The organism is Salinimicrobium sediminis, assembly GCF_900215295.1.
Classification (GTDB): domain Bacteria; phylum Bacteroidota; class Bacteroidia; order Flavobacteriales; family Flavobacteriaceae; genus Salinimicrobium; species Salinimicrobium sediminis.
In genome coordinates, this window is record NZ_OCMF01000002.1 from 512840 (window position 1) to 531452 (window position 18613).

At 42.2% G+C, this 18613-nt stretch carries 17 protein-coding genes and 1 riboswitch; of the genes, 6 read left to right on the top strand and 11 right to left on the bottom strand.

The annotated features are described in order from the left end of the window. Positions 1–73 precede the first annotated feature (73 nt). A complete protein-coding gene (locus CRO16_RS10040; RefSeq protein WP_097056243.1) occupies positions 74–1333 on the bottom strand; it encodes a radical SAM/SPASM domain-containing protein in 1260 nt (419 codons plus the stop codon). Next, positions 1323–3002, bottom strand: a complete 1680-nt coding sequence (locus CRO16_RS10045; RefSeq protein WP_097056244.1) for a hypothetical protein — start codon at positions 3000–3002, stop codon at positions 1323–1325. The genes CRO16_RS10040 and CRO16_RS10045 overlap by 11 nt, the downstream gene beginning before the upstream one ends. Before the next feature lie 226 nt (positions 3003–3228). On the opposite strand from CRO16_RS10045, the gene xseA reads away from it, so the two are divergent. From xseA to xth, 5 genes are all read left to right on the top strand, one after another. Continuing rightward, complete coding sequence (gene xseA, locus CRO16_RS10050; RefSeq protein ID WP_097056245.1) at positions 3229–4476, top strand: exodeoxyribonuclease VII large subunit; 1248 nt, start codon at positions 3229–3231, stop codon at positions 4474–4476. Positions 4477–4478: 2 nt separating this feature from the next. Continuing rightward, complete coding sequence (gene xseB / locus CRO16_RS10055; RefSeq protein ID WP_097056246.1) at positions 4479–4679, top strand: exodeoxyribonuclease VII small subunit; 201 nt, start codon at positions 4479–4481, stop codon at positions 4677–4679. Between the two features lie 94 nt (positions 4680–4773). Beyond that, the gene (locus tag CRO16_RS10060) at positions 4774–5961 is read left to right on the top strand and encodes a GAF domain-containing sensor histidine kinase (RefSeq protein ID WP_218839731.1); all 1188 of its coding nucleotides are present in this window, start codon (positions 4774–4776) and stop codon (positions 5959–5961) included. Positions 5962–6234: 273 nt separating this feature from the next. Further along, positions 6235–7398 carry a PQQ-dependent sugar dehydrogenase gene (locus CRO16_RS10065; RefSeq protein ID WP_218839732.1) on the top strand — a complete coding sequence of 388 codons (1164 nt, stop codon included), beginning with the start codon at positions 6235–6237 and terminating at the stop codon, positions 7396–7398. Further along, a complete protein-coding gene (gene xth / locus CRO16_RS10070) occupies positions 7395–8174 on the top strand; it encodes an exodeoxyribonuclease III (protein ID WP_097056247.1) in 780 nt (259 codons plus the stop codon). The genes CRO16_RS10065 and xth overlap by 4 nt, the downstream gene beginning before the upstream one ends. 73 nt (positions 8175–8247) lie before the next feature. Here xth and CRO16_RS10075 read toward each other — a convergent pair whose 3' ends face one another. From CRO16_RS10075 to CRO16_RS10110, 8 genes are all read right to left on the bottom strand, one after another. Then, positions 8248–8688: a universal stress protein gene (locus CRO16_RS10075; protein ID WP_097056248.1), complete on the bottom strand. Its 441-nt coding sequence runs from the start codon at positions 8686–8688 to the stop codon at positions 8248–8250. A gap of 140 nt (positions 8689–8828) precedes the next feature. Next, positions 8829–9017 carry a hypothetical protein gene (locus CRO16_RS10080; protein ID WP_143544500.1) on the bottom strand — a complete coding sequence of 63 codons (189 nt, stop codon included), beginning with the start codon at positions 9015–9017 and terminating at the stop codon, positions 8829–8831. A 177-nt stretch (positions 9018–9194) separates the two neighbouring features. Further along, a complete protein-coding gene (locus tag CRO16_RS10085; protein ID WP_097056250.1) occupies positions 9195–10076 on the bottom strand; it encodes a DUF808 domain-containing protein in 882 nt (293 codons plus the stop codon). A gap of 194 nt (positions 10077–10270) precedes the next feature. Next, the gene (locus tag CRO16_RS10090) at positions 10271–10906 is read right to left on the bottom strand and encodes a hypothetical protein (RefSeq protein ID WP_097056251.1); all 636 of its coding nucleotides are present in this window, start codon (positions 10904–10906) and stop codon (positions 10271–10273) included. Positions 10907–10988: 82 nt separating this feature from the next. Then, positions 10989–11945, bottom strand: coding sequence for a methylenetetrahydrofolate reductase [NAD(P)H] (metF, locus tag CRO16_RS10095; RefSeq protein WP_097056252.1), 957 nt, complete (start codon positions 11943–11945; stop codon positions 10989–10991). Between the two features lie 12 nt (positions 11946–11957). Next, complete coding sequence (metH, locus tag CRO16_RS10100) at positions 11958–14669, bottom strand: methionine synthase (RefSeq protein ID WP_097056253.1); 2712 nt, start codon at positions 14667–14669, stop codon at positions 11958–11960. A 2-nt stretch (positions 14670–14671) separates the two neighbouring features. Beyond that, positions 14672–15688, bottom strand: a complete 1017-nt coding sequence (locus tag CRO16_RS10105; protein WP_097056254.1) for a homocysteine S-methyltransferase family protein — start codon at positions 15686–15688, stop codon at positions 14672–14674. A 44-nt stretch (positions 15689–15732) separates the two neighbouring features. Further along, a riboswitch (SAM riboswitch) is annotated at positions 15733–15835 on the bottom strand. A gap of 75 nt (positions 15836–15910) precedes the next feature. After that, on the bottom strand, positions 15911–16918 hold the full coding sequence (locus CRO16_RS10110; RefSeq protein ID WP_097056255.1) for an endonuclease/exonuclease/phosphatase family protein: 1008 nt from the start codon (positions 16916–16918) through the stop codon (positions 15911–15913). 226 nt (positions 16919–17144) lie between these two features. Between CRO16_RS10110 and CRO16_RS10115 the strand changes: the two genes are divergently transcribed. Beyond that, positions 17145–18206 (top strand): AI-2E family transporter, encoded by a 1062-nt coding sequence (locus tag CRO16_RS10115; RefSeq protein WP_097056256.1) that lies wholly within the window; start codon positions 17145–17147, stop codon positions 18204–18206. Between the two features lie 20 nt (positions 18207–18226). Here CRO16_RS10115 and CRO16_RS10120 read toward each other — a convergent pair whose 3' ends face one another. Further along, positions 18227–18613 carry a hypothetical protein gene (locus tag CRO16_RS10120; RefSeq protein WP_097056257.1) on the bottom strand — a complete coding sequence of 129 codons (387 nt, stop codon included), beginning with the start codon at positions 18611–18613 and terminating at the stop codon, positions 18227–18229.

Consider the following 18613-nt stretch of genomic DNA (forward strand, 5'->3'; position numbering starts at 1 on the left):
ATTCTCCCAAAAATAGGGAATCTTTAAAGGCTTTTAGAAGAGCTTCAATAGGAAACCCGAATTTATAAATCGATTAAAATGATCTATTTTCAGGAAAAGGGGAAAAAGTAGCATAATCGCTACATGCATTATTTCTGAGATTATTTAAGGCCAAATCCAAATCCTGTTCCTTAAGGTTTCCTGATTTCTTTCTGCAAAATGGACAGGGATTAATATCTCCGTCTGTGTCCACGTAAAAACCTTTATATCCCCCACTAAAGCAACCACTCCTACGATGATAGAATCCGTGGTAAGTAACAATGGGATAAGAAAGATAGTTATTGGAGAAATTCATTTCTAAATACACCTTCTCAATAATTGCTATTTGTTCCGGCTGCAGTAAGACATCCTTTCCACGGTAATGACCTACTGCTTTTGGTTCCAGGAACTGAACAAAAGCAACACCCATCTTCCTGGCCATCTGCATATAACGCAGAAGATTTTCTTTGGTGGCAAATTCTCTGGTAATACAAAGGGACAAGGTCACCACAAAATCCTGCTCCAGGGCATTTTTAACTGCCGTTTCTGCCCAATAGAAAGCATTTTTAAACCCCCGGAATTTATTACGTACTGCAGGATCAAAATGATCCAGGCTCACTATAATTCCGGTGAGACCTGCTTCTTTTAATCTCCTTGCATTTTCAGCAGTGAATTTGAATCCCGAGGTGTCAATCCAAAAGGAAGTAAACCTTTTTTCTGCATGATTGAGTATCTCAAGGATACGATCAACTTTTAGCATTGGTTCCCCTCCAGAAAATTGTATCTCACTTACTCCTTGTTTCTGAAGTTTTTCAACCATTCCAATAAAGTCAGCAGTAGAAAGGCTCTCCTTCTTATTGAGGCTCTCCCACTCAAAGCAATGATCACATTGAAGGGAGCACTTTTTTGTAATAGCAATAATGACATTGTTAAACCTGTTGATTTTCTGCTTTACAGGCTTATAGTCGTTCAACTGAGACTGCATGAACTTCCGGAAAATATCTCCGTTCCAACCGGGATTATACAAACTGAGGTAATATTGCCGGTTTGCATAGGCAATTTTTTTAAGCCTTGTGTCTCCAAAGAAATTCTTACGCAACCTTACCAAATATTGAAGTCCCCGGAAAACATCGCGGGTATTCCCATAACTTTCCCACGCCAGTTTTATGAGGCTTAGCACCATGCGGCTATGGATATACCTTTTTCGCCATCCGCTAAGTATAAGGTTGGAAGGCACCGGTGCAGGGGAAGCCTCAATGGGGTGAACAGGCACACGTTTCAGCGGCCTGGCGGTTATAAGGTTTTCAGTTTCCATAGGTGAGCGCGAGATCTAACATTTCTTCCTGAATGAACCTGTCATATTGTTCCTTCGAAAACTGAGAAAATCTTCCTTTCTTTTTGAAAGATCTCAATTCTGCCACGTCAGGCATGCCTGAGTATTTCCTGATATAAGTGTAATATCCCCTGTTTTTAAGGAACAATGTGGTTTTGGATTCATCTTTTGAAGAGTAAGTATAGGTAACAGTAACCGCGTTCCCCACCTCTGTCTGTATGAGGTATTTACCGTCGTTTTTAGAAAGCAGCGAGGTTACATTGTTCCCTTTTTCATCAACAGCATAGGAAGGTTCTACTACAATTGGTTCCAGATCTATATTTTTGGAAAAATCAATTCCTGCACGATCTATTTCCCAGAACATAAACCCGGTTTCAAATTTTAAGACCACGTTCTCACCCTGAACGTATTCTAAATTGAACGGCACCACAATATCCCGGTATGCAAGAGGACCCACAGAATTTATTCGCTTTACCAGCTGCCATCCTTCTTTTGTTTTTAAATAAATAGAAAGCGGGATATGCTGGTCTATTGCCCATTGCCTGGATTCTTCCCCCGGGGTTGTTAGTTGCTGCTTCTGGAAAGTTGAATAATAAGAGCCGAATTTTTCATTGAACTTTCCAAAAGCGTAATCCAGCCAGAAAGAATTCTTAGCAGTAAGAAAAAGCTTTGCCTGCCCGGCTCCAGCAGGTCTGGTAAATTCCATGGTCATACTGCGGGAACCATCTGTTGATTGAGAATCAGAATCAAACATATAAACTTTATTATCCTGCCGTTGTACATGGGTGAGTGATTCTTTAAGGTCTTCGGAAAATGCCTTTTTTGGCTCCTGAATAGCTGACAAACTATGAGGTCTGCCCTCATCATCCAACACGACTTTTACATCTTCAGGATGATTTACAACAATTAGCTGTGCAAGATCTGTATGCTGCACTTCGTGTAATTCATTTGTTATCCTGATTATATAATCCTCACCCACCGGTTTAAATCCGGGTAAAGGAATGTAATCATCCCTTTGTAGATTAGGAGTGATCGCACCGGGATAAAGCTCTCCCGTAAAAACGAATTCCTCACCATCTTTTATGTAAATAAAGGGACAGGAACTTTTTGTGAGTGCAATCACTGCAATTCCCACTGCTAAAACTCCCACGGTAGTACCTACTACGTTTATTACAGATCTTCCTGTATTGGGATTATTGACCGAAACCGAATCCAGGATCGAAAAAGGAATCGCCACCTCCTCTCCTACTCGTAGATCAAGATTTTTGGAAGTATAGAAATGTACTTCATTCAGAGGATTTTTTTCCGTTCTCTTATAACGATAGGTTTTTTTATGCACCGGAGTTTTGTTGACATGCTGTGGATCAAGCTGCGTGAGCTCCCCGGAGAGTAATTTTCTATCCTCATCCAGCCTTACCTTGTTAAGATGCATCCTCTGGTTTCCCGAATGAATGATCACATATCGCTCTTCTGGAGAAAGTTTCTGAAGCTCCTGGGAAGAGGGAGGATTATTCAGATCGGATTTTTTCACCTTATAATAAGAACATCCTGAAATTCCCGAAAAGATCACTAATACAAGAAAAGCAGCAGCAAATAAATTTTTAGATTTTAAGTGGCGTCTTGCCAGGCGGAGAAAGGAAGTTGCTTTCATAGCAAAGAAGGTTTGGTTAGAGTTTCATATGCTCATACCATTTTGATTACCAGAAAAGTATGAAGCCATTTAGGGAGGTTCTAATAAATTTACGAAAAATTGATATGCGCAGTCAAACAATTTTAGAGCACAATTTGCAGCCAGCCAACCTTTGAAAAATTCTATTTTTGAAGCTTTTATTTTTGATGCTGATAATTTGCAATATCTTAGCTTTTAAGATCCATATATGTCGGCCAAGCAAATCTTTCCTTTATCCAAACTTACCCAAGCCATTGAAAATGTGATCAACACGCATTGCAGCAAAGTAGTGTGGGTGAAGGCAGAGATCGTTAAGCTAAATCATTATCAACATACCGGCCATTGCTACCCTGACCTTGTGGAAAAAAGGGACGGAAAAATTGTAGCAGAGCTGCGCGGGAATATCTGGAGATCGAATTTTGAAATGATCAATGAAAAATTCCGGAATGTTCTTAACGAGGAGCTGCGGGATGATATGACTGTTGTAGTGCAGGCTACCATTACCTTTCATTCAGTGTATGGCCTGGCTTTAAATATTCTTGATATTGATCCGGAATACACCCTTGGGGAACTGGCCAAACAACGGGTGGAGGCAATAAAAAAACTGACTGCAGAAGGCCTTTTTGACGCCAATAAACAGCGTTTCCTTCCACAACTTCCAAAAACTATTGCTATAATTTCTGTGAGCAGCAGTAAAGGATACCAGGATTTTATGAATGTTATTGAGAACAATCCCTGGAAGTATCAGTTCCATTGCAAATTGTTCCCGGCCATCCTGCAGGGAGAAAGAGCCGTTACAACCATAAAGGGCCAGCTTAAAAAGATAAGGGAACATAAAAAGCTGTTTGATGCAGTGGCTATTATTCGCGGCGGCGGTGGGGAAATTGGCCTGAGTTGCTATGACAATTATAATTTAGCAAAGGAAATTGCTGCTTTTCCGCTTCCCGTATTAACCGGCATTGGGCATTCCACGAACGAGACCGTTAGTGAGCTGGTGAGCTTCAAAAGTTTTATTACTCCCACGAAAATTGCGGAGTTTCTCTTACAGGAGTTCCATAATTTTTCCTTGCCCCTCAAAGATAATATCCTGAAAATCACTACGGCAGTAAATCTGCTTTTTGAAAGGCAGCAAACGCAGATCTCCCGCGTCTCAAGCTCTTTCGGATTTCTGTCTGAAAGGATACTGGAGCGGGACAGGAACAGGTTGAATAACTTTAAAAGAAACCTTACTTCAAGTACTAAGCTGCTACTGAAACAGGAGACTTCGGAATTAAAAAATATAGAAACCACTGTGGAATTACTCTCTCCAAAGAACATTTTAAAAAGGGGCTACAGCATCACCAGGAAAGACGGTAAAGTGGTGAAGGACGCGGAAGTACTGGTTGAAGGGGATCTAATAGAAACAGAGTTCTTCTCGGGGAAAGCTTCCGGAAGAATAGAAAAAATAAAGACCTAAGGATGGGAACAAAGATATCTTATACAGAAGCATTCACAGAATTACAACAGATCGTTTTAGAAATGGAAAATTCTGAAATCGGTATTGATGAATTAGACGCCAGGGTAAAGAGGGCATCCCTATTGCTTAAAATTTGCCGGGAAAAACTTTTTAAAACAGAACAGAATGTGATGGAAACGCTTAAAACCTTAGAAACTGAATAATTATTCCCGAAGCTTAATTGTGAAGCTTTTAGATATTCTTAATATTTAGTAAATTGCCTTTTTTTATTTCAATAATCCTTTATTCATCCACGTATTGAAAAAAGACTTCTCCGGCGATGTCGATGCCGTTAATCAAATATCGATTATACCACAGATTCTTGATGTGGTTTGCCGCACCACTCAAATGGGTTTTGCTGCCATAGCCAGAGTAACCGAGGATCGTTGGATCACCTGTTCTGCTCTCGACCATATTAATTTTGGATTAAAACCGGGGGATGAACTTGAGGTAGAAACTACGCTTTGCCACGAAGTACGTCAAAGCCGGGAAGCAATTTTTATTGATAACGTTTCTGAAGACAATAAATATCAAGACCATCATACTCCAAGGATCTATGGTCTGCAAAGCTATGCCTCCTATCCAATTTTTAGGAAAAATGGGGAATTCTTCGGCACTTTATGTGCTATAGACACTAAACCGTATAGGGTAAACACTCCTGAAATTGTGGGGATGTTTAAACTTTTTACAGACCTTATTGCTTTTCACCTTGAAATAGTGGAAGGAATGCATTTACAGCAGGAAAAGCTTCGGGAGGAAAAGGAAATGGCAGAATTAAGAGATCAGTTTATAGCTATCCTGGGGCATGACCTAAAAAACCCGATCGCCACCATGAGGATGAGTTCAGATATTTTACTGAAAATGTCGAAGGAAGATCTTACCCAACGCCATGCGGCTCTTATAAAATCGACTTCTTACCGTATGCAGGGTTTAATTGAGAATATCCTGGATTTTGCACGGGGGAAATTGGGAGAGGGCCTAATTCTGGAAAAAGAGATAGCTAACGGAAGCCTGGAAGACCTTTTGATCCAGGTGGTCAATGAGATCCAGAACAATTCTCCCGAAAGAACGATTGATCTTGAAATCGCTCTTGACCATGAGGTATACTGTGACAAGAACAGGATAGCACAGCTGCTTTCCAACCTTCTTAGCAATGCAAATCATCATGGAGATCCTAAAGCTCCTGTAAATGTAAGGGCGATTACCAACGAGAAGAACTTTGAGCTTTCTGTAAGCAACCAAGGTGAAAGGATATCAGAAACTGCACTTGCGCACCTGTTTGAACCATTTTACAGAGAGAGCAATGATGCTAATAAAAAAGGGCTTGGTTTGGGTCTTTTTATAGCTTCAGAAATTGCCAAAGCTCATTCCGGTGACCTCCTGGTGTGTTCGACCAGTAAGGAAACGCGGTTCACTCTTCAAATTCCTTTGAACGGAGGGAATTAGGCAATAACAGTTTACACCGGTGTAAATCCTAAATCAGGTTGTTAGTAGACTGCCGTGTACCGATGCGCAGCTACAGGCCTGGAAATTGGCACTATAGCTGCTTTCATTTCCGGCAGTCTGAAGCTTTTTTACCTGACGCTTCAGTCAAAGGCCTGTATGGAGTCCCGGTTATTTACTAAAAACACCTGCTCCATTCCTGTTAAGTCTTTATTAAGCTGCTTGTTTCCCCCTGTAACTCTTTTTACCTTAGGGAGATACCTATAAAAGCCAGCTATGAAGATGAAAAACAACACGCAAACTACAATTCTGCACTTGCAGGATCAAATGAAATTATGGACTTCCCTTCTTACGTTACTGCTGTTAAGTTGGAGTGCTCTTGCACAAAAACCAACAGTTAGAACAGATGCGGGAGATGTAGCCGTCCACAAGATCGCCGATGGTCTGGATCACCCATGGGGAATAGAATTTCTTCCCGATAATCGTTTACTGGTTACAGAAAGAGCCGGGACCTTAAGGATCCTTGAGGCAGACAATACTATTTCGGATCCTGTGCCGGGCACTCCCGAAGTTTTTAATGTAGGCCAGGGAGGCTTACTCGATGTGGCACTTCATCCCGATTTTGACCAGAATAAATATGTTTATTTCACTTATTCCGATCCGGGTCCGGACAGTACAGCTACCACAGCCCTTGGGAGAGGAACTTTTGAAAATGATCAGATCAATAATTTTGAGGTACTTTTTAAGATGGAGCCTTATGTAAAAGGACCAAACCATTTTGGTGGCAGGATCAACTTTACTGAAGATAATGAGATCTTACTTACGCTTGCCGAGAGGTTTAAATTTGATCCTGCACAGGATCTGTCAAGCCACTTGGGAACCGTAGTTCGTTTAAAAGACGATGGAACAGCTTCAGAAAAAAATCCAAAGTTCGAAGATAAAAATGCTCGGAAGGAAATCTGGTCATACGGTCACCGGAATATTGAAAGCGCGGCAATTCATCCGCAAACCGGGGAGCTCTGGGTAGCCGAAATGGGGCCTATGGGTGGTGATGAACTGCAGGTAGCCAAAGCCGGAAAGAACTATGGTTGGCCGGTGGTGAGCTGGGGAGACAACTATGATGGCAGTGAAATTCCGAAACCTTCCACCCGTCCCGAATTTGAGGATGCTGTAGTTAAATGGACCCCCACGATTTCCCCTTCCGGAATGATCTTCTATGAGGGAGATTTGTTTCCTGAATGGAAGAACAGCATGTTCATTGGCGGCCTTACCAGCAGCGGTTTGGTACGTGTGAAGGTAAATGGTGCACAGGCAGAAGAAGTGGAAAGAATTCCGTTGGCAAAAAGGATCAGAGATGTGGAGCAACATCCGGATGGATCCATTTGGGTGATCACAGACGAAGATAATGGTATGATCCTCCAACTTAAGCCGGTGAAATGAAGATTGCAACCTATAATGTAAACGGGATCAACGCCCGCCTGCCTGTCCTCCTGGACTGGCTGGAACAGGAATCCCCGGATGTGGTTTGTCTTCAGGAATTAAAGGCTCCGGATGAAAAGATTCCGAAGCATGAGATAGCCCGCTCGGGATATAATGCGATTTGGCACGGACAAAAGCGGTGGAATGGCGTGGCAATTCTGGCTAAGGAACAGCTCGAAATAAAAGAAGTTGGGCGGGGATTGGAAGGAGAACCCGAAGATGAGCAAAGTAGGTACCTGGAAGCAATAATAAATGATATAGTTATTGGCTGTTTGTACCTTCCCAACGGGAATCCAGCGCCCGGACCAAAATTTGATTATAAATTGCGCTGGTTCGACAGGCTGGCAAAAAAGGCAAAACAGTTGCTGGACCAGGATGTACCGGTGATCCTCACCGGAGATTACAATGTAATGCCCACAGAAAAGGATGTTTACAAGCCGGAAAGATGGGTGGATGATGCCCTTTTTCGTCCTGAAACCAGAAAAGCTTTTCATGATCTCTCAGCCCAGGGATGGACAGATGCTATTAGAAAACTTTATCCAGATGAAACTATCTACACCTTCTGGGATTATTTTAGGAATGCCTTTGGAAGAAATGCAGGATTGAGAATAGATCATTTCCTGCTAAGCCCGCACCTGGTTCCAAAATTGAAAAATGCCGGAGTGGACAAGCACGTTCGGGGTTGGGAGAAAAGCAGCGATCACGCACCTGTGTGGATCGAACTGGAGAAGGAATAGGAAGTGCCAGGACAGATCTTAAAGCAATCCAGGACCGTCTGATTATTTAAAATAAAGGAAGAGTATTAGGCAATTAACCTATAGGCACAGCTAAAAGAGGGATATTAAGCTCATCAATAAGGTCTTTCTTCTTGTTAGTGGTAAACATGTCATAGAGAAAACCTTTTCTTTTATGCCCTGCCACGACAAGTTCGATGTCATTCTCCTCTACTTTCTTCTTTATAGCTTTAGGAATGGAACCTTCAATAAGGATCCCTTCGGCAGGAAGGTCATACTTTTGGATAATTTCCTCAGCACACTTTCTCACAAAGGCAGCTTCTTTCTTACGCTCTTCTGTGCGTTGGTCATAAATATACTGTGGACCTGCTTCCAGGGCAAGAAAATCATCGGGATTGGGTTCTGAGACGTGAAGCACCCATATCTTGGCATTGGTGTGTTTTCCAATATTTACCGCATGGGCAATTAATTTTTCCGCATTCTCCGGTTTGGCAATAGCCACAAGTATATTTTTCATAAGGCTGATTTCAAACCAATAAAGTTAGGAAAAATTGAGAGAATTAAAATAGCCTGTACTTCCGGTAAAGTGACCGGAAAATGATTTTATTTAAACACGTACTAATCAGATTAATTTTAAATTAAATCCTGAAAAGTTTATTACAAGCTAGTCGATGGATTGATACTAACTATATCCTGGGCGACCATTACTGCTCCTTTATCAAAGAGGATCCATGAAACGCTAAACAACATGATCACGCACACCACTATAAAAAGGAGATTTGTGAATTTATCCACGATTGATCCCCATTTGTTTTCCGGTCTTTCCTCAAAATTTGCAGCATCCATAAACATTAATTTAATTCAAACCTTTTGTAAGTAAAATATTACAAAAAATCTCAAGGTTAATGTATTTCAACACAAATATAAGTATTTCAACTTAATATCCTTAACGAAATTTTAAGAAGAGCGGCGGTAAAACGTTAAATTTCACTCACTAATGTTTCTGCTACTAAAAATTGGGTTTTATTTTTTCACTGCTTTCCAAATCCTGCTGAAAAGCATGATGCATAGCAGGACAATAATTCCCACTATTAGTCCTACAATGAATTCAGCAATTATTCCGGGGATAGGAAGATGCTCTACCAGCTCGTGCACGAAATGAAGGTTGTGGACAAAAATACCTCCTGAAACCAGAAGTAAGGCAAGGGTTCCAATTACCGAAAGGCTTTTTATGATCTTAGGTAATGCAGCCACAAGGAAATGTCCAATCTTATCTGAAAACGAATTTTCCCGGTCATTATAATTAATAAGTTTGGTACCATATTCATCCATTCTCACGATAAGGGCAACAATTCCATAAACTCCCACTGTTGCCACGAGAGCAATAATCGTCACGACCAAGATCTTAGTGACAAGGGTTTCATCTACTACACTCCCCAAGGCTATTATAATGATCTCTACCGACAGAATAAAATCGGTCACAATTGCCGACTTGATCTTCTCTTTTTCCAAACCCAGGATATCTTCTTTGGTCATTTTTTCAAGCTTTGGTGCTTCTGAAGGATGAGCATGCGGAAAGAAGTATTCGTAGATCTTTTCGGCCCCTTCATAAGCCAGATAGAGTCCTCCAATGACCAGGATGACTGTCACAGCGGCGGGTAAAAAGGCACTTAATAAAAAAGCCAGGGGTAAAATGATGAGTTTATTGAGAAATGATCCTTTAGTAATGGCCCAAAGGACGGGAAGTTCCCGGTCTGACACGAATCCGGAAGCTTTCTCGGCATTCACCGCAAGATCATCTCCCAATATCCCTGCTGTTTTTTTTCCGGCGACCTTAGACATCATCGCCACGTCGTCCATTAAAGTTGCTATATCATCCAGAAGTGCAAAAAATCCTGAAGCCATACTTTTTTAATTTTTAAGGACAGCAAGATAAGCCAAATAAAAAAACTGCTGCAGCTGTTTTAGCCGGGTTTAACTTATAGAAGAATTGACGACACAGGAATGCCCAGGCCTAAAAAAGCATCTTCAAAGAAGCCATTTTAAGGAAGACATTTTCAGAAGACTTAAGAATTGAAAATAAAGTTTCTCCCAAACTTTTATTTTACATCAAAACTAAAGTGGTTCTGGGAATTATGTTCTTCAGGCTCCCCTATTGAGACTTTCCACCTGTCATAAGCCGCCTTTTTTAACCACTGCACTTCATAAACATCTTTAAGAGCAGGATCTTCGGCAGCAGCCCCTGCTAAGGAAGCTGCAAGCCTGTAATCTTCACTTTCCCTGCTGTGGTGAAGCACAAATGCTGCATGAAATTTATCCAGGGATTTCAACATATCCTTTCTGCCTAAAATGTCTTTGACCTGTTGTAACCTTAGGCTGTCCCGTTCTTTTAGCTTGCTAAAAATGTCAATATAAGATCTTAGTTGCCAGCGGTCCTTTTGATCTGTTTTATAGGCATGTTCCAGTTGCTCTGCGGGAAAGCCGGAGTATTTCACAGCTTCCCCATAAGGCCTGAAGAGAGATACGAATATCCCGAAAAGAGAGATAGCTATCACAAAAAACGGAATTTTCAGGTACTTTGAATTTACTCTTTTAAAACTCCTAATGACACCGGTGACCACCAGGAAAATCAGGGCCAGGAGGACTATTGCAAGCAGAAAGAATTCGGAGGATTTGATTTGAAAGGATAGAAATGCAGTTAGCAGAACAAGGGCAACAATAGGTATACGCATCATTTTGATTGTGGGGATTTATAAATACGACGCCTAAAAGTCAATTTTGTTACTGTTTCCGGCTTTCTTCGGAAGCATAGAGGCTCTAGAAAACCTCCGAAGCTATCCTTCTTATATTTTCGCTTTTGCCCATGGAGTAGTAATGCAGTACAGGCACTCCCGCAGCCACCAGTTCCCGACTCTGTTGAATACACCATTCAATTCCCACTTCCTGCACCTCATTGTTGGAAGAACATTTTTCCACCTCTCGGACCAAATCACAGGGAAGATCAACATGGAAACGGTGCGGGATAAGGCTTAGGTGTTTCTTAATGGAAATGGGTTTTAAACCAGGGATGATAGGAATATGAATTCCGCTTTTTCTGCATTTTTCTACAAATTCAAAGAACCTGGAATTATCAAAGAACATTTGGGTCACCACATACTCTGCTCCCGCTTCCTGTTTTGACTTTAGGTATTGAATATCCCGATCCAGGCTGGGGGCTTCCATGTGTTTTTCAGGATAACCCGCGACTCCTATACAGAATTCAGTTTTATGGCCATTTTCCAGGGCCTCGTCCAGAAAATTTCCCTCATTCATTTCTGAAACCTGTTTCACAAGGTCACAGGCGTAACGGTGGCCGTCTGCTTCGGGTTTAAAATAGACTTCACTTTTTACGGCATCTCCCCGTAAGGCCATCACATTCTGAATTTCCAAAAAGTCAAGATCAATGAGAAAATTTTCTGTGTCCTCTTTGGAGAATCCACCGCAAAGGATATGTGGCACAGCATCTACTTTATATTTGCTCTGGATGGCTGCACAAATTCCCACGGTGCCAGGGCGTTTTCTTACCACTCTTTTCTCCAGAAGTCCTTTTTCCCGCTCAATAAATACATATTCCTCCCGGTGATAGGTCACATCAATGAACGGAGGCCTGAACTCCATGAGCGGATCTATCCCGTCAAAAATGCCCTGTACATTATGCCCTTTTAAAGGCGGAAGGATCTCAAAAGAGAAAAGAGTCCTGCCTCCGGCTCTTTCAATATGCTCTGTAATTTTCATTTGGTCTGCTTTTCAGTTTTTAGGAAGTTCATCTGTGATCGAAGGGCTTAACCACCTTTCAGCTTCCTCTAAGGTGATACTCTTTCTTGCTGCAAAATTCTTTACCTGGTCGCTGCAGATTTTTCCCACTCCAAAGTACCTGGCTTCGGGATTTCCGAAATAGTACCCGCTCACACTGGCAGCCGGCCACATGGCTAGGCTTTCCGTCAGCTTCACACCTATTCGCTCCTCTACATCCAGCACCTCCCAAATTGTCAGTTTTTCGAGGTGATCGGGACAGGCGGGATAACCGGGAGCAGGCCGAATGCCCTTATAGCTCTCTTTGATCAATTCCTCATTAGTGAGGCGCTCTTCTGCAGCATAACCCCAAATTTCTTTTCTCACCTTTTCATGCAGGTATTCTGCAAAAGCTTCAGCCAATCTATCGGCCAGGGCTTTGATCATAATGGAATTATAGTCATCATGGTCTGACTCAAATTTCTTTGCCAGTTCATCTGTTCCGAAGCCGGCAGTAACACAAAAGCAACCCATATAATCCTGAATTCCGGAATCTTTAGGAGCTACAAAGTCTGCCAGAGCAAAATTGGGTTTCCCTTCATATTTCTTTAGTTGCTGTCTCAGGGTGCGAAAAGTCTGAGTTTTTCCCCTTTCTTTAGAAGTTACAATTTCTACATCATCATCGTTCACGCTGTTTGCAGGAAAGAGCCCGTAAACAGCCTTAGCCTTTAAAAGTCTTTCTTTAAAGATCCTTTTCAGCAAAGCATTAGCATCAGAAAACAGAGATGATGCCTGCTCCCCTACCACTTCATCTTTCAGTATCTCCGGAAATCTTCCATGCAGCTCCCAACTTCTGAAAAATGGGGTCCAGTCTATGTATTTTTCAAGTTTTTCAAGCTCCAGGTCCTCAAGCACCTGTATCTCCAGATTTTTAGGTTTTGTTATTTCAGTATTTTTCCAATCGATCCGGAACTTGTTTTTTCTCGCCTCCCCAATGGACAAATACTCTTTAACTTTACTGCGCTTCTGAAAGTTCTGCCGGAATTTATCATATTCGGCCTTCAGGTCATCTATATACTTTTTCCGGCTGCTTTCCTTAAGCAGATCTCCCACTATGGTCACTGCCCGGGACGCATCATTAACATGCACCACAGCCTGCTTATATTGAGGATCGATCTTCACTGCAGTATGGGCCTTTGAGGTAGTAGCGCCACCTATGAGCAGAGGAATATGAAAATCCTGCCGCTCCATTTCCGCAGCCAGATGTACCATTTCATCAAGGGAAGGCGTAATAAGCCCGCTAAGGCCAATGATATCTACATTTTCATTCTTTGCAGTCTCTATGATCCTTTCCGGAGGTACCATGACTCCGAGGTCGATGATCTCGTAGTTGTTACAGCCCAGTACAACACCTACTATATTTTTTCCGATATCGTGCACGTCACCTTTGACTGTGGCTAGTAAAATTCTCCCCTTCGCACCCCGGCCCCCGGAAGGGGCATTGGGGGCAGCGGCCTTCTCGTCATCGATAAAAGGCAACAGGTAAGCCACCGCCTTCTTCATCACCCTGGCAGATTTTACTACCTGGGGCAGGAACATCTTTCCGCTGCCAAAGAGATCCCCCACCACGTTCATCCCTGTCATTAAAGAGCCTTCGATGACATCAATAGGTTTATCGGCTTGTTTTCGGGCTTCCTCAATATCTTCTGTGATATAGGTGTCAATACCTTTCACAAGAGCATGAGTAATGCGGTCCTGCAGGGATTTTTCCCTCCAGGAAAGATCCTGCTTACTCTCTTTTTTTGTCGCAACCACCTGTTCTGCTAAATTCAGCAGTCGTTCGGTGGCATCATACCGGCGGTCCAGGATCACATCCTCCACATGCTCCAGCAGATCTTCAGGAATATTATCATAGACCTCTAAAAGCGCCGGATTAACAATTCCCATATTCATTCCCGCTTGTATAGCATGGTAAAGAAAGACAGAATGCATGGCCTCTCTTACCGGATTATTTCCGCGGAAAGAAAAGGACACATTGCTCACTCCCCCGCTAAGGCTTACATGCGGCAGGTTTTCCCTGACCCAACGCGTGGCTTCGATATAATGAATGGCATTTTTCCTGTGTTCCTCCATGCCTGTCCCTACCGGAAAAATATTGAGGTCAAAGATGATATCCTCAGGAGGAAAATTCACTTTTTGAGTGAGCAGGTCATAGGAGCGTTTTGCAATTTCGATCCTTCTCTCATAGTTATCTGCCTGTCCAACTTCATCAAATGCCATTACAATCACTGCCGCACCATATCTCCTTATCTTTCGCGCCTGCTTCAGGAACTCCTCCTCCCCTTCCTTGATACTTATGGAATTGACCACACATTTCCCCTGCACCACCTGCAAGCCGGCTTCGATGATCTCCCATTTGGAACTGTCGATCATTACCGGAACTCTTGAAATATCAGGTTCCGAAGCGATAAGGTTAAGGAACTTTACCATGGCTGCTTTTCCGTCAAGAAGTCCGTCATCCATATTCACATCGATGATCTGCGCGCCGCCTTCCACCTGCTCCCGGGCAATATCCAGGGCTTCTTCAAATTTTTCTTCATTAATAAGCCTCAGGAATTTTTTGGATCCTGCCACATTGGTACGTTCTCCCACATTGATAAAATTACTCTCGGGAGTTATTACCAAAGGCTCCAAACCGGACAGTTTTAATGCTCGTTTTCCAGCCATAATTAAAGGGTTTCAGTTTGAAGGTTCCAATTAAGAGGCCTTGGCGGGTATTCCCGCGCTACCTCAGCAATGGCTTTGATATGCGCGGGAGTTGTACCACAACAACCGCCCAAAATATTTACCAGCCCCCTTTCCAGATATTCCCTGGTTTGGTTTGCCATTTCTTCAGGAGATTGTTCATATTCTCCAAATGCATTGGGCAGGCCGGCGTTTGGATAAGCTGACACTCCATATTCAGTTTTCTGAGAAAGCACCTCCAGGTGCGGAGTCAATTGTTTTGCACCCAAAGCACAATTGAAGCCCACGCTAAGCAACGGAATATGGGACACAGAAATGAGGAAAGCCTCGGCTGTTTGACCGCTAAGGGTCCTGCCTGAAGCATCGGTGATGGTTCCGCTTATCATTACCGGAAGATCCAATGCCAGTTCTTCTTTTATTTCATCTATGGCAAAGAGGGCAGCCTTGGCGTTAAGGGTGTCAAAAACGGTTTCCACAAGGAGCACGTCCACTCCGCCATCAATCAGCGCTCTCGCCTGGTCTTTATAGGCTTTGTAGAGATCATCGAAGGTAATTGCGCGGTAGCCGGGATCATTGACATTGGGAGACATACTGGCCGTTTTATTTGTTGGGCCAATGGCACCTGCAACAAATCGTGGCTTTTGAGGATCTTCAGCGGTAACAGCTACTGCCACTTCCTTTGCGATCCTTGCCGACTCATAATTGAGTTCGTACACCAGTTCCTGCATTTGATAATCGGCCATTGCAATGGAGGTGGCAGAAAAAGTGTTGGTTTCTACGATGTCGGCACCGGCGAGAAAGTACTTTCGGTGGATCTCGGCAATAGCCTGGGGTTGAGTAATAGATAAGAGATCATTATTTCCCTGCAAGGGCACAGGCCAATCCCGAAACCTGTTTCCGCGGAAATCGGCTTCTTTAAATTTATATTCCTGCAGCATAGTGCCCATGGCACCATCGAGGATCAATATTTTTTTTGAGAGAAGGTCTTCTAGTTTTGACATGAATAAAAATTGCATTATCAAAAAAGAAGAGGGAAAAGAATTCTTCGTTATCTATCCACAGGTCGTGGTAGAATTTAGCACCTTCTCCCAACGGGAGGGTTGCCAAGGCTTCAAAGGGTCTAATCCCTCCACCTTTCTTGATAACTGGTTAAGTATATTAAAGAACTTAAAGAACAAATATAAGAGGTTTTGCACAAAATCCAAGCAGGAAGATCTATTCCATTATTTGGGTATGGGCAAAACAAATTCGGCCAGCATTGGAAAATGATCAGAACCAAAATCTCCCAGTCTCTCCAATTCTTTCAGTTGAAACTCCTCAGAAACAAAAAAATGGTCGAGAGGCCATCGCATAAAGAAGGAGTCGGCACTAAAAGAATTAAAAAGCCCCCTTCCGAGCCTAACATTCCGCAGGTCCCCTCGGTTTTCAAAAAATCTTGTGGTTTTTGACCAGGAGACATCATTGAAATCTCCTGCAACAATAGACGGTAACTGCTCTTTTGCTACAAGTGCACCTACTTTTGCCAGAGCAACTTCGCTTTCTCCAATATTATCCGGATATTTTTCACTTGGGAAAGGCGCAACAGGATGTATTCCGTGAAAAGCAAATTTTTGTCCTGAAGGCAAGGCCACAGTGGCATGGAAAGATGGAACATCGTCATGTTTTAAGAATCTTTTTTTCGCGTCATTTAAAGGTAGTTTGGAATAAAGAGCCATTCCATAAGCATTGTCTAAAGGATGTTCCATTCTATATGGAAATTCCGGATTAAGAATTTGAAGTTGCTTTACCCACCACGCGTCTACTTCCATAGCCAGGACCATATCGGGATCATGTTCTTCAATTAGCTGCAGGAATGCATCTGCATTCCGGTTGGAGATCAACACATTCGCGATCAAAAGTTTAAATGAAGAAGCTTTGGAGTGATTAATATCAGCGGCCGCAACCTTTTTTTGACCTACCAGGTAAGGTCCTATTTTTACGGAATGAATGATAATGGAACCTGCGAGACCGAGTACTACAAAAACAGAAATTGAAGTCCACCTCCATTTCAGGAACAGGATAAGGATAATACAAAGAAGAGAAAGCAGAAGATATTGCAGGCGTGGGAAATCCAAAATCTTCGCATACCAATAAGAAACATCATGAATTAAAGATAATCCACTAAGAAGGATCACCAGAAAACCGACTCCCAAAATAATATTTAAAAAAACAGATCTAAGATTTACTTTCATTTTAGAAGAGGTTATATAACAGGATTCAATAACTGCGGTAAAAGAATATTTTTCGAAAGTTACAGATTTAAGGAAGGAGAAATGTTAAGTTGAAAATAAAGTCATGAGGCGGGTGCACTTAAAATTATTCCCAACCTTCATTCCGGAGAAAATAACATTTTTCTCTAAAATTCTAATTTTCCCGTATTTTACGTACCGGCATACCAATTAACAATTATTGCAGCAAATGAAAAAAAGTCAATCCAGAGCCTTTTCAGTATTTATTCTCATAGTGGGATCTTATTTTTTTATAAAAGGCATAGCAGCCGGCCAATCCTTTTTGGCTCCCCTGGTGACCGCTGTAATTCTTGCGCTTATCGTCCTTCCGCTTTCCCGCAAAATGGAAGGCAGGATCATTGGCCGGAGCTTTTCCTCCTTCGTAAGTACTCTACTTATTTTTATTTTTTCCCTTTTCTTTTTCGCCCTCTGCTCCCTGCAGATCAAAAGTTTTGTAGATGACTGGCCGGAAATAAAAAGAACCATGGCGCCCGAAGTGGAGGAATTCAAGACCTTTCTTTTTGAACATACTCCTATGAGCAAGGAATCTCTGGAAGCCAACTATCCTGAAGGTTCCATTCCATTCCTGGACAAACCCCTTAATGAAGGAGCCCGTGCGCTTTCCTTTTTAAGGCAGGCAATGAATTTCCTGGGGGTTTACCTGCTTACCTTTATTTATATCTTCTTTATCCTTAATTACAGAAAGCATTACAAGCAGTTCCTGCTAAGGCTTTTTCCGGATAGAAAAAAACATCATATAAAAAGGATCCTCGAAAAATCTGCAGAAGTGGTACAGGATTATCTTTTGGGAAGGTTGATCCTCATGTCCATTCTGGCCGTTTTATATTCCATAGGCTTAGGATTATCGGGAGTAGAGAATTATATATTGATAGGGATCATTGCTTCTCTTTTGACCCTAATTCCCTGGATAGGGAATATAATCGGGCTGGCTATGGCGATGGCTTTTGGATATTTGACTTCGGGAGATCTCAATGTGCTGTGGGGCATCATCATTACTTTCACCGTATCTCAATTCCTGGAAAGCTATATCCTGCAGCCGTACATCGTGGGAGACAAGGTAGGGCTTCATCCTTTTTTCGTTATTATTTTTGTGATTCTGGGGGGCGCCGTGTGGGGATTAATGGGAATGGTTTTGTCAATTCCGGTAATGGCTATAGTGACCATTGTTTTTCAAAATATTGATCCACTCAATCCTCTCGGGTTTCTATTCGGAAAGGAAACAGAAGATTAAATTTTTCCTGAAATTCTTTCCTATGGCTGAATATAGCTTATGGAATTAATTACTACCGAATCCCCCGGAAATTGTTGACCGGGAAATACTATAAATCCAATTTCTTTGGAACGTTGAGGCACAAAGTCGATCTCCAGCTCTGCCTTGCCTGCAACCTTCCCTTTATAGTAAAGCTCAAAACTTATTTTTGCAGCTTCCGCAGTTTTCTGTCCCATGTTCTCGATCTCCACTTTATATTTATTACCTGCGGAATTGGGGTCTTTTGTAAGGCTAACGAGGAGTTCAGGAGGGTTGCTATCATTCTGAAAGATCCGGAAGCCGAGATAGCTTAAAAGAATAATGAGGATTAGAATTCCACTGTAAAAGGTGATCGTTTCGAGGATGTTCCTTTCTTCTTTATTTGTCAT

Bases quoted from the DNA above. Each gene is read 5' to 3' on its own strand.
- CRO16_RS10090 (WP_097056251.1), bottom strand. From the start codon at position 10,906: ATGATGCGTATACCTATTGTTGCCCTTGTTCTGCTAACTGCATTTCTA.
- xth (WP_097056247.1), top strand. From the start codon at position 7,395: ATGAAGATTGCAACCTATAATGTAAACGGGATCAACGCCCGCCTGCCT.
- CRO16_RS10080 (WP_143544500.1), bottom strand. From the start codon at position 9,017: ATGGATGCTGCAAATTTTGAGGAAAGACCGGAAAACAAATGGGGATCA.
- xseB (WP_097056246.1), top strand. From the start codon at position 4,479: ATGGGAACAAAGATATCTTATACAGAAGCATTCACAGAATTACAACAG.
- CRO16_RS10115 (WP_097056256.1), top strand. From the start codon at position 17,145: ATGAAAAAAAGTCAATCCAGAGCCTTTTCAGTATTTATTCTCATAGTG.
- CRO16_RS10040 (WP_097056243.1), bottom strand. From the start codon at position 1,333: ATGGAAACTGAAAACCTTATAACCGCCAGGCCGCTGAAACGTGTGCCT.
- CRO16_RS10085 (WP_097056250.1), bottom strand. From the start codon at position 10,076: ATGGCTTCAGGATTTTTTGCACTTCTGGATGATATAGCAACTTTAATG.
- xseA (WP_097056245.1), top strand. From the start codon at position 3,229: ATGTCGGCCAAGCAAATCTTTCCTTTATCCAAACTTACCCAAGCCATT.
- CRO16_RS10075 (WP_097056248.1), bottom strand. From the start codon at position 8,688: ATGAAAAATATACTTGTGGCTATTGCCAAACCGGAGAATGCGGAAAAA.
- CRO16_RS10110 (WP_097056255.1), bottom strand. From the start codon at position 16,918: ATGAAAGTAAATCTTAGATCTGTTTTTTTAAATATTATTTTGGGAGTC.
- metF (WP_097056252.1), bottom strand. From the start codon at position 11,945: ATGAAAATTACAGAGCATATTGAAAGAGCCGGAGGCAGGACTCTTTTC.
- CRO16_RS10120 (WP_097056257.1), bottom strand. From the start codon at position 18,613: ATGACAAATAAAGAAGAAAGGAACATCCTCGAAACGATCACCTTTTAC.
- metH (WP_097056253.1), bottom strand. From the start codon at position 14,669: ATGGCTGGAAAACGAGCATTAAAACTGTCCGGTTTGGAGCCTTTGGTA.
- CRO16_RS10105 (WP_097056254.1), bottom strand. From the start codon at position 15,688: ATGTCAAAACTAGAAGACCTTCTCTCAAAAAAAATATTGATCCTCGAT.
- CRO16_RS10065 (WP_218839732.1), top strand. From the start codon at position 6,235: ATGAAGATGAAAAACAACACGCAAACTACAATTCTGCACTTGCAGGAT.
- CRO16_RS10045 (WP_097056244.1), bottom strand. From the start codon at position 3,002: ATGAAAGCAACTTCCTTTCTCCGCCTGGCAAGACGCCACTTAAAATCT.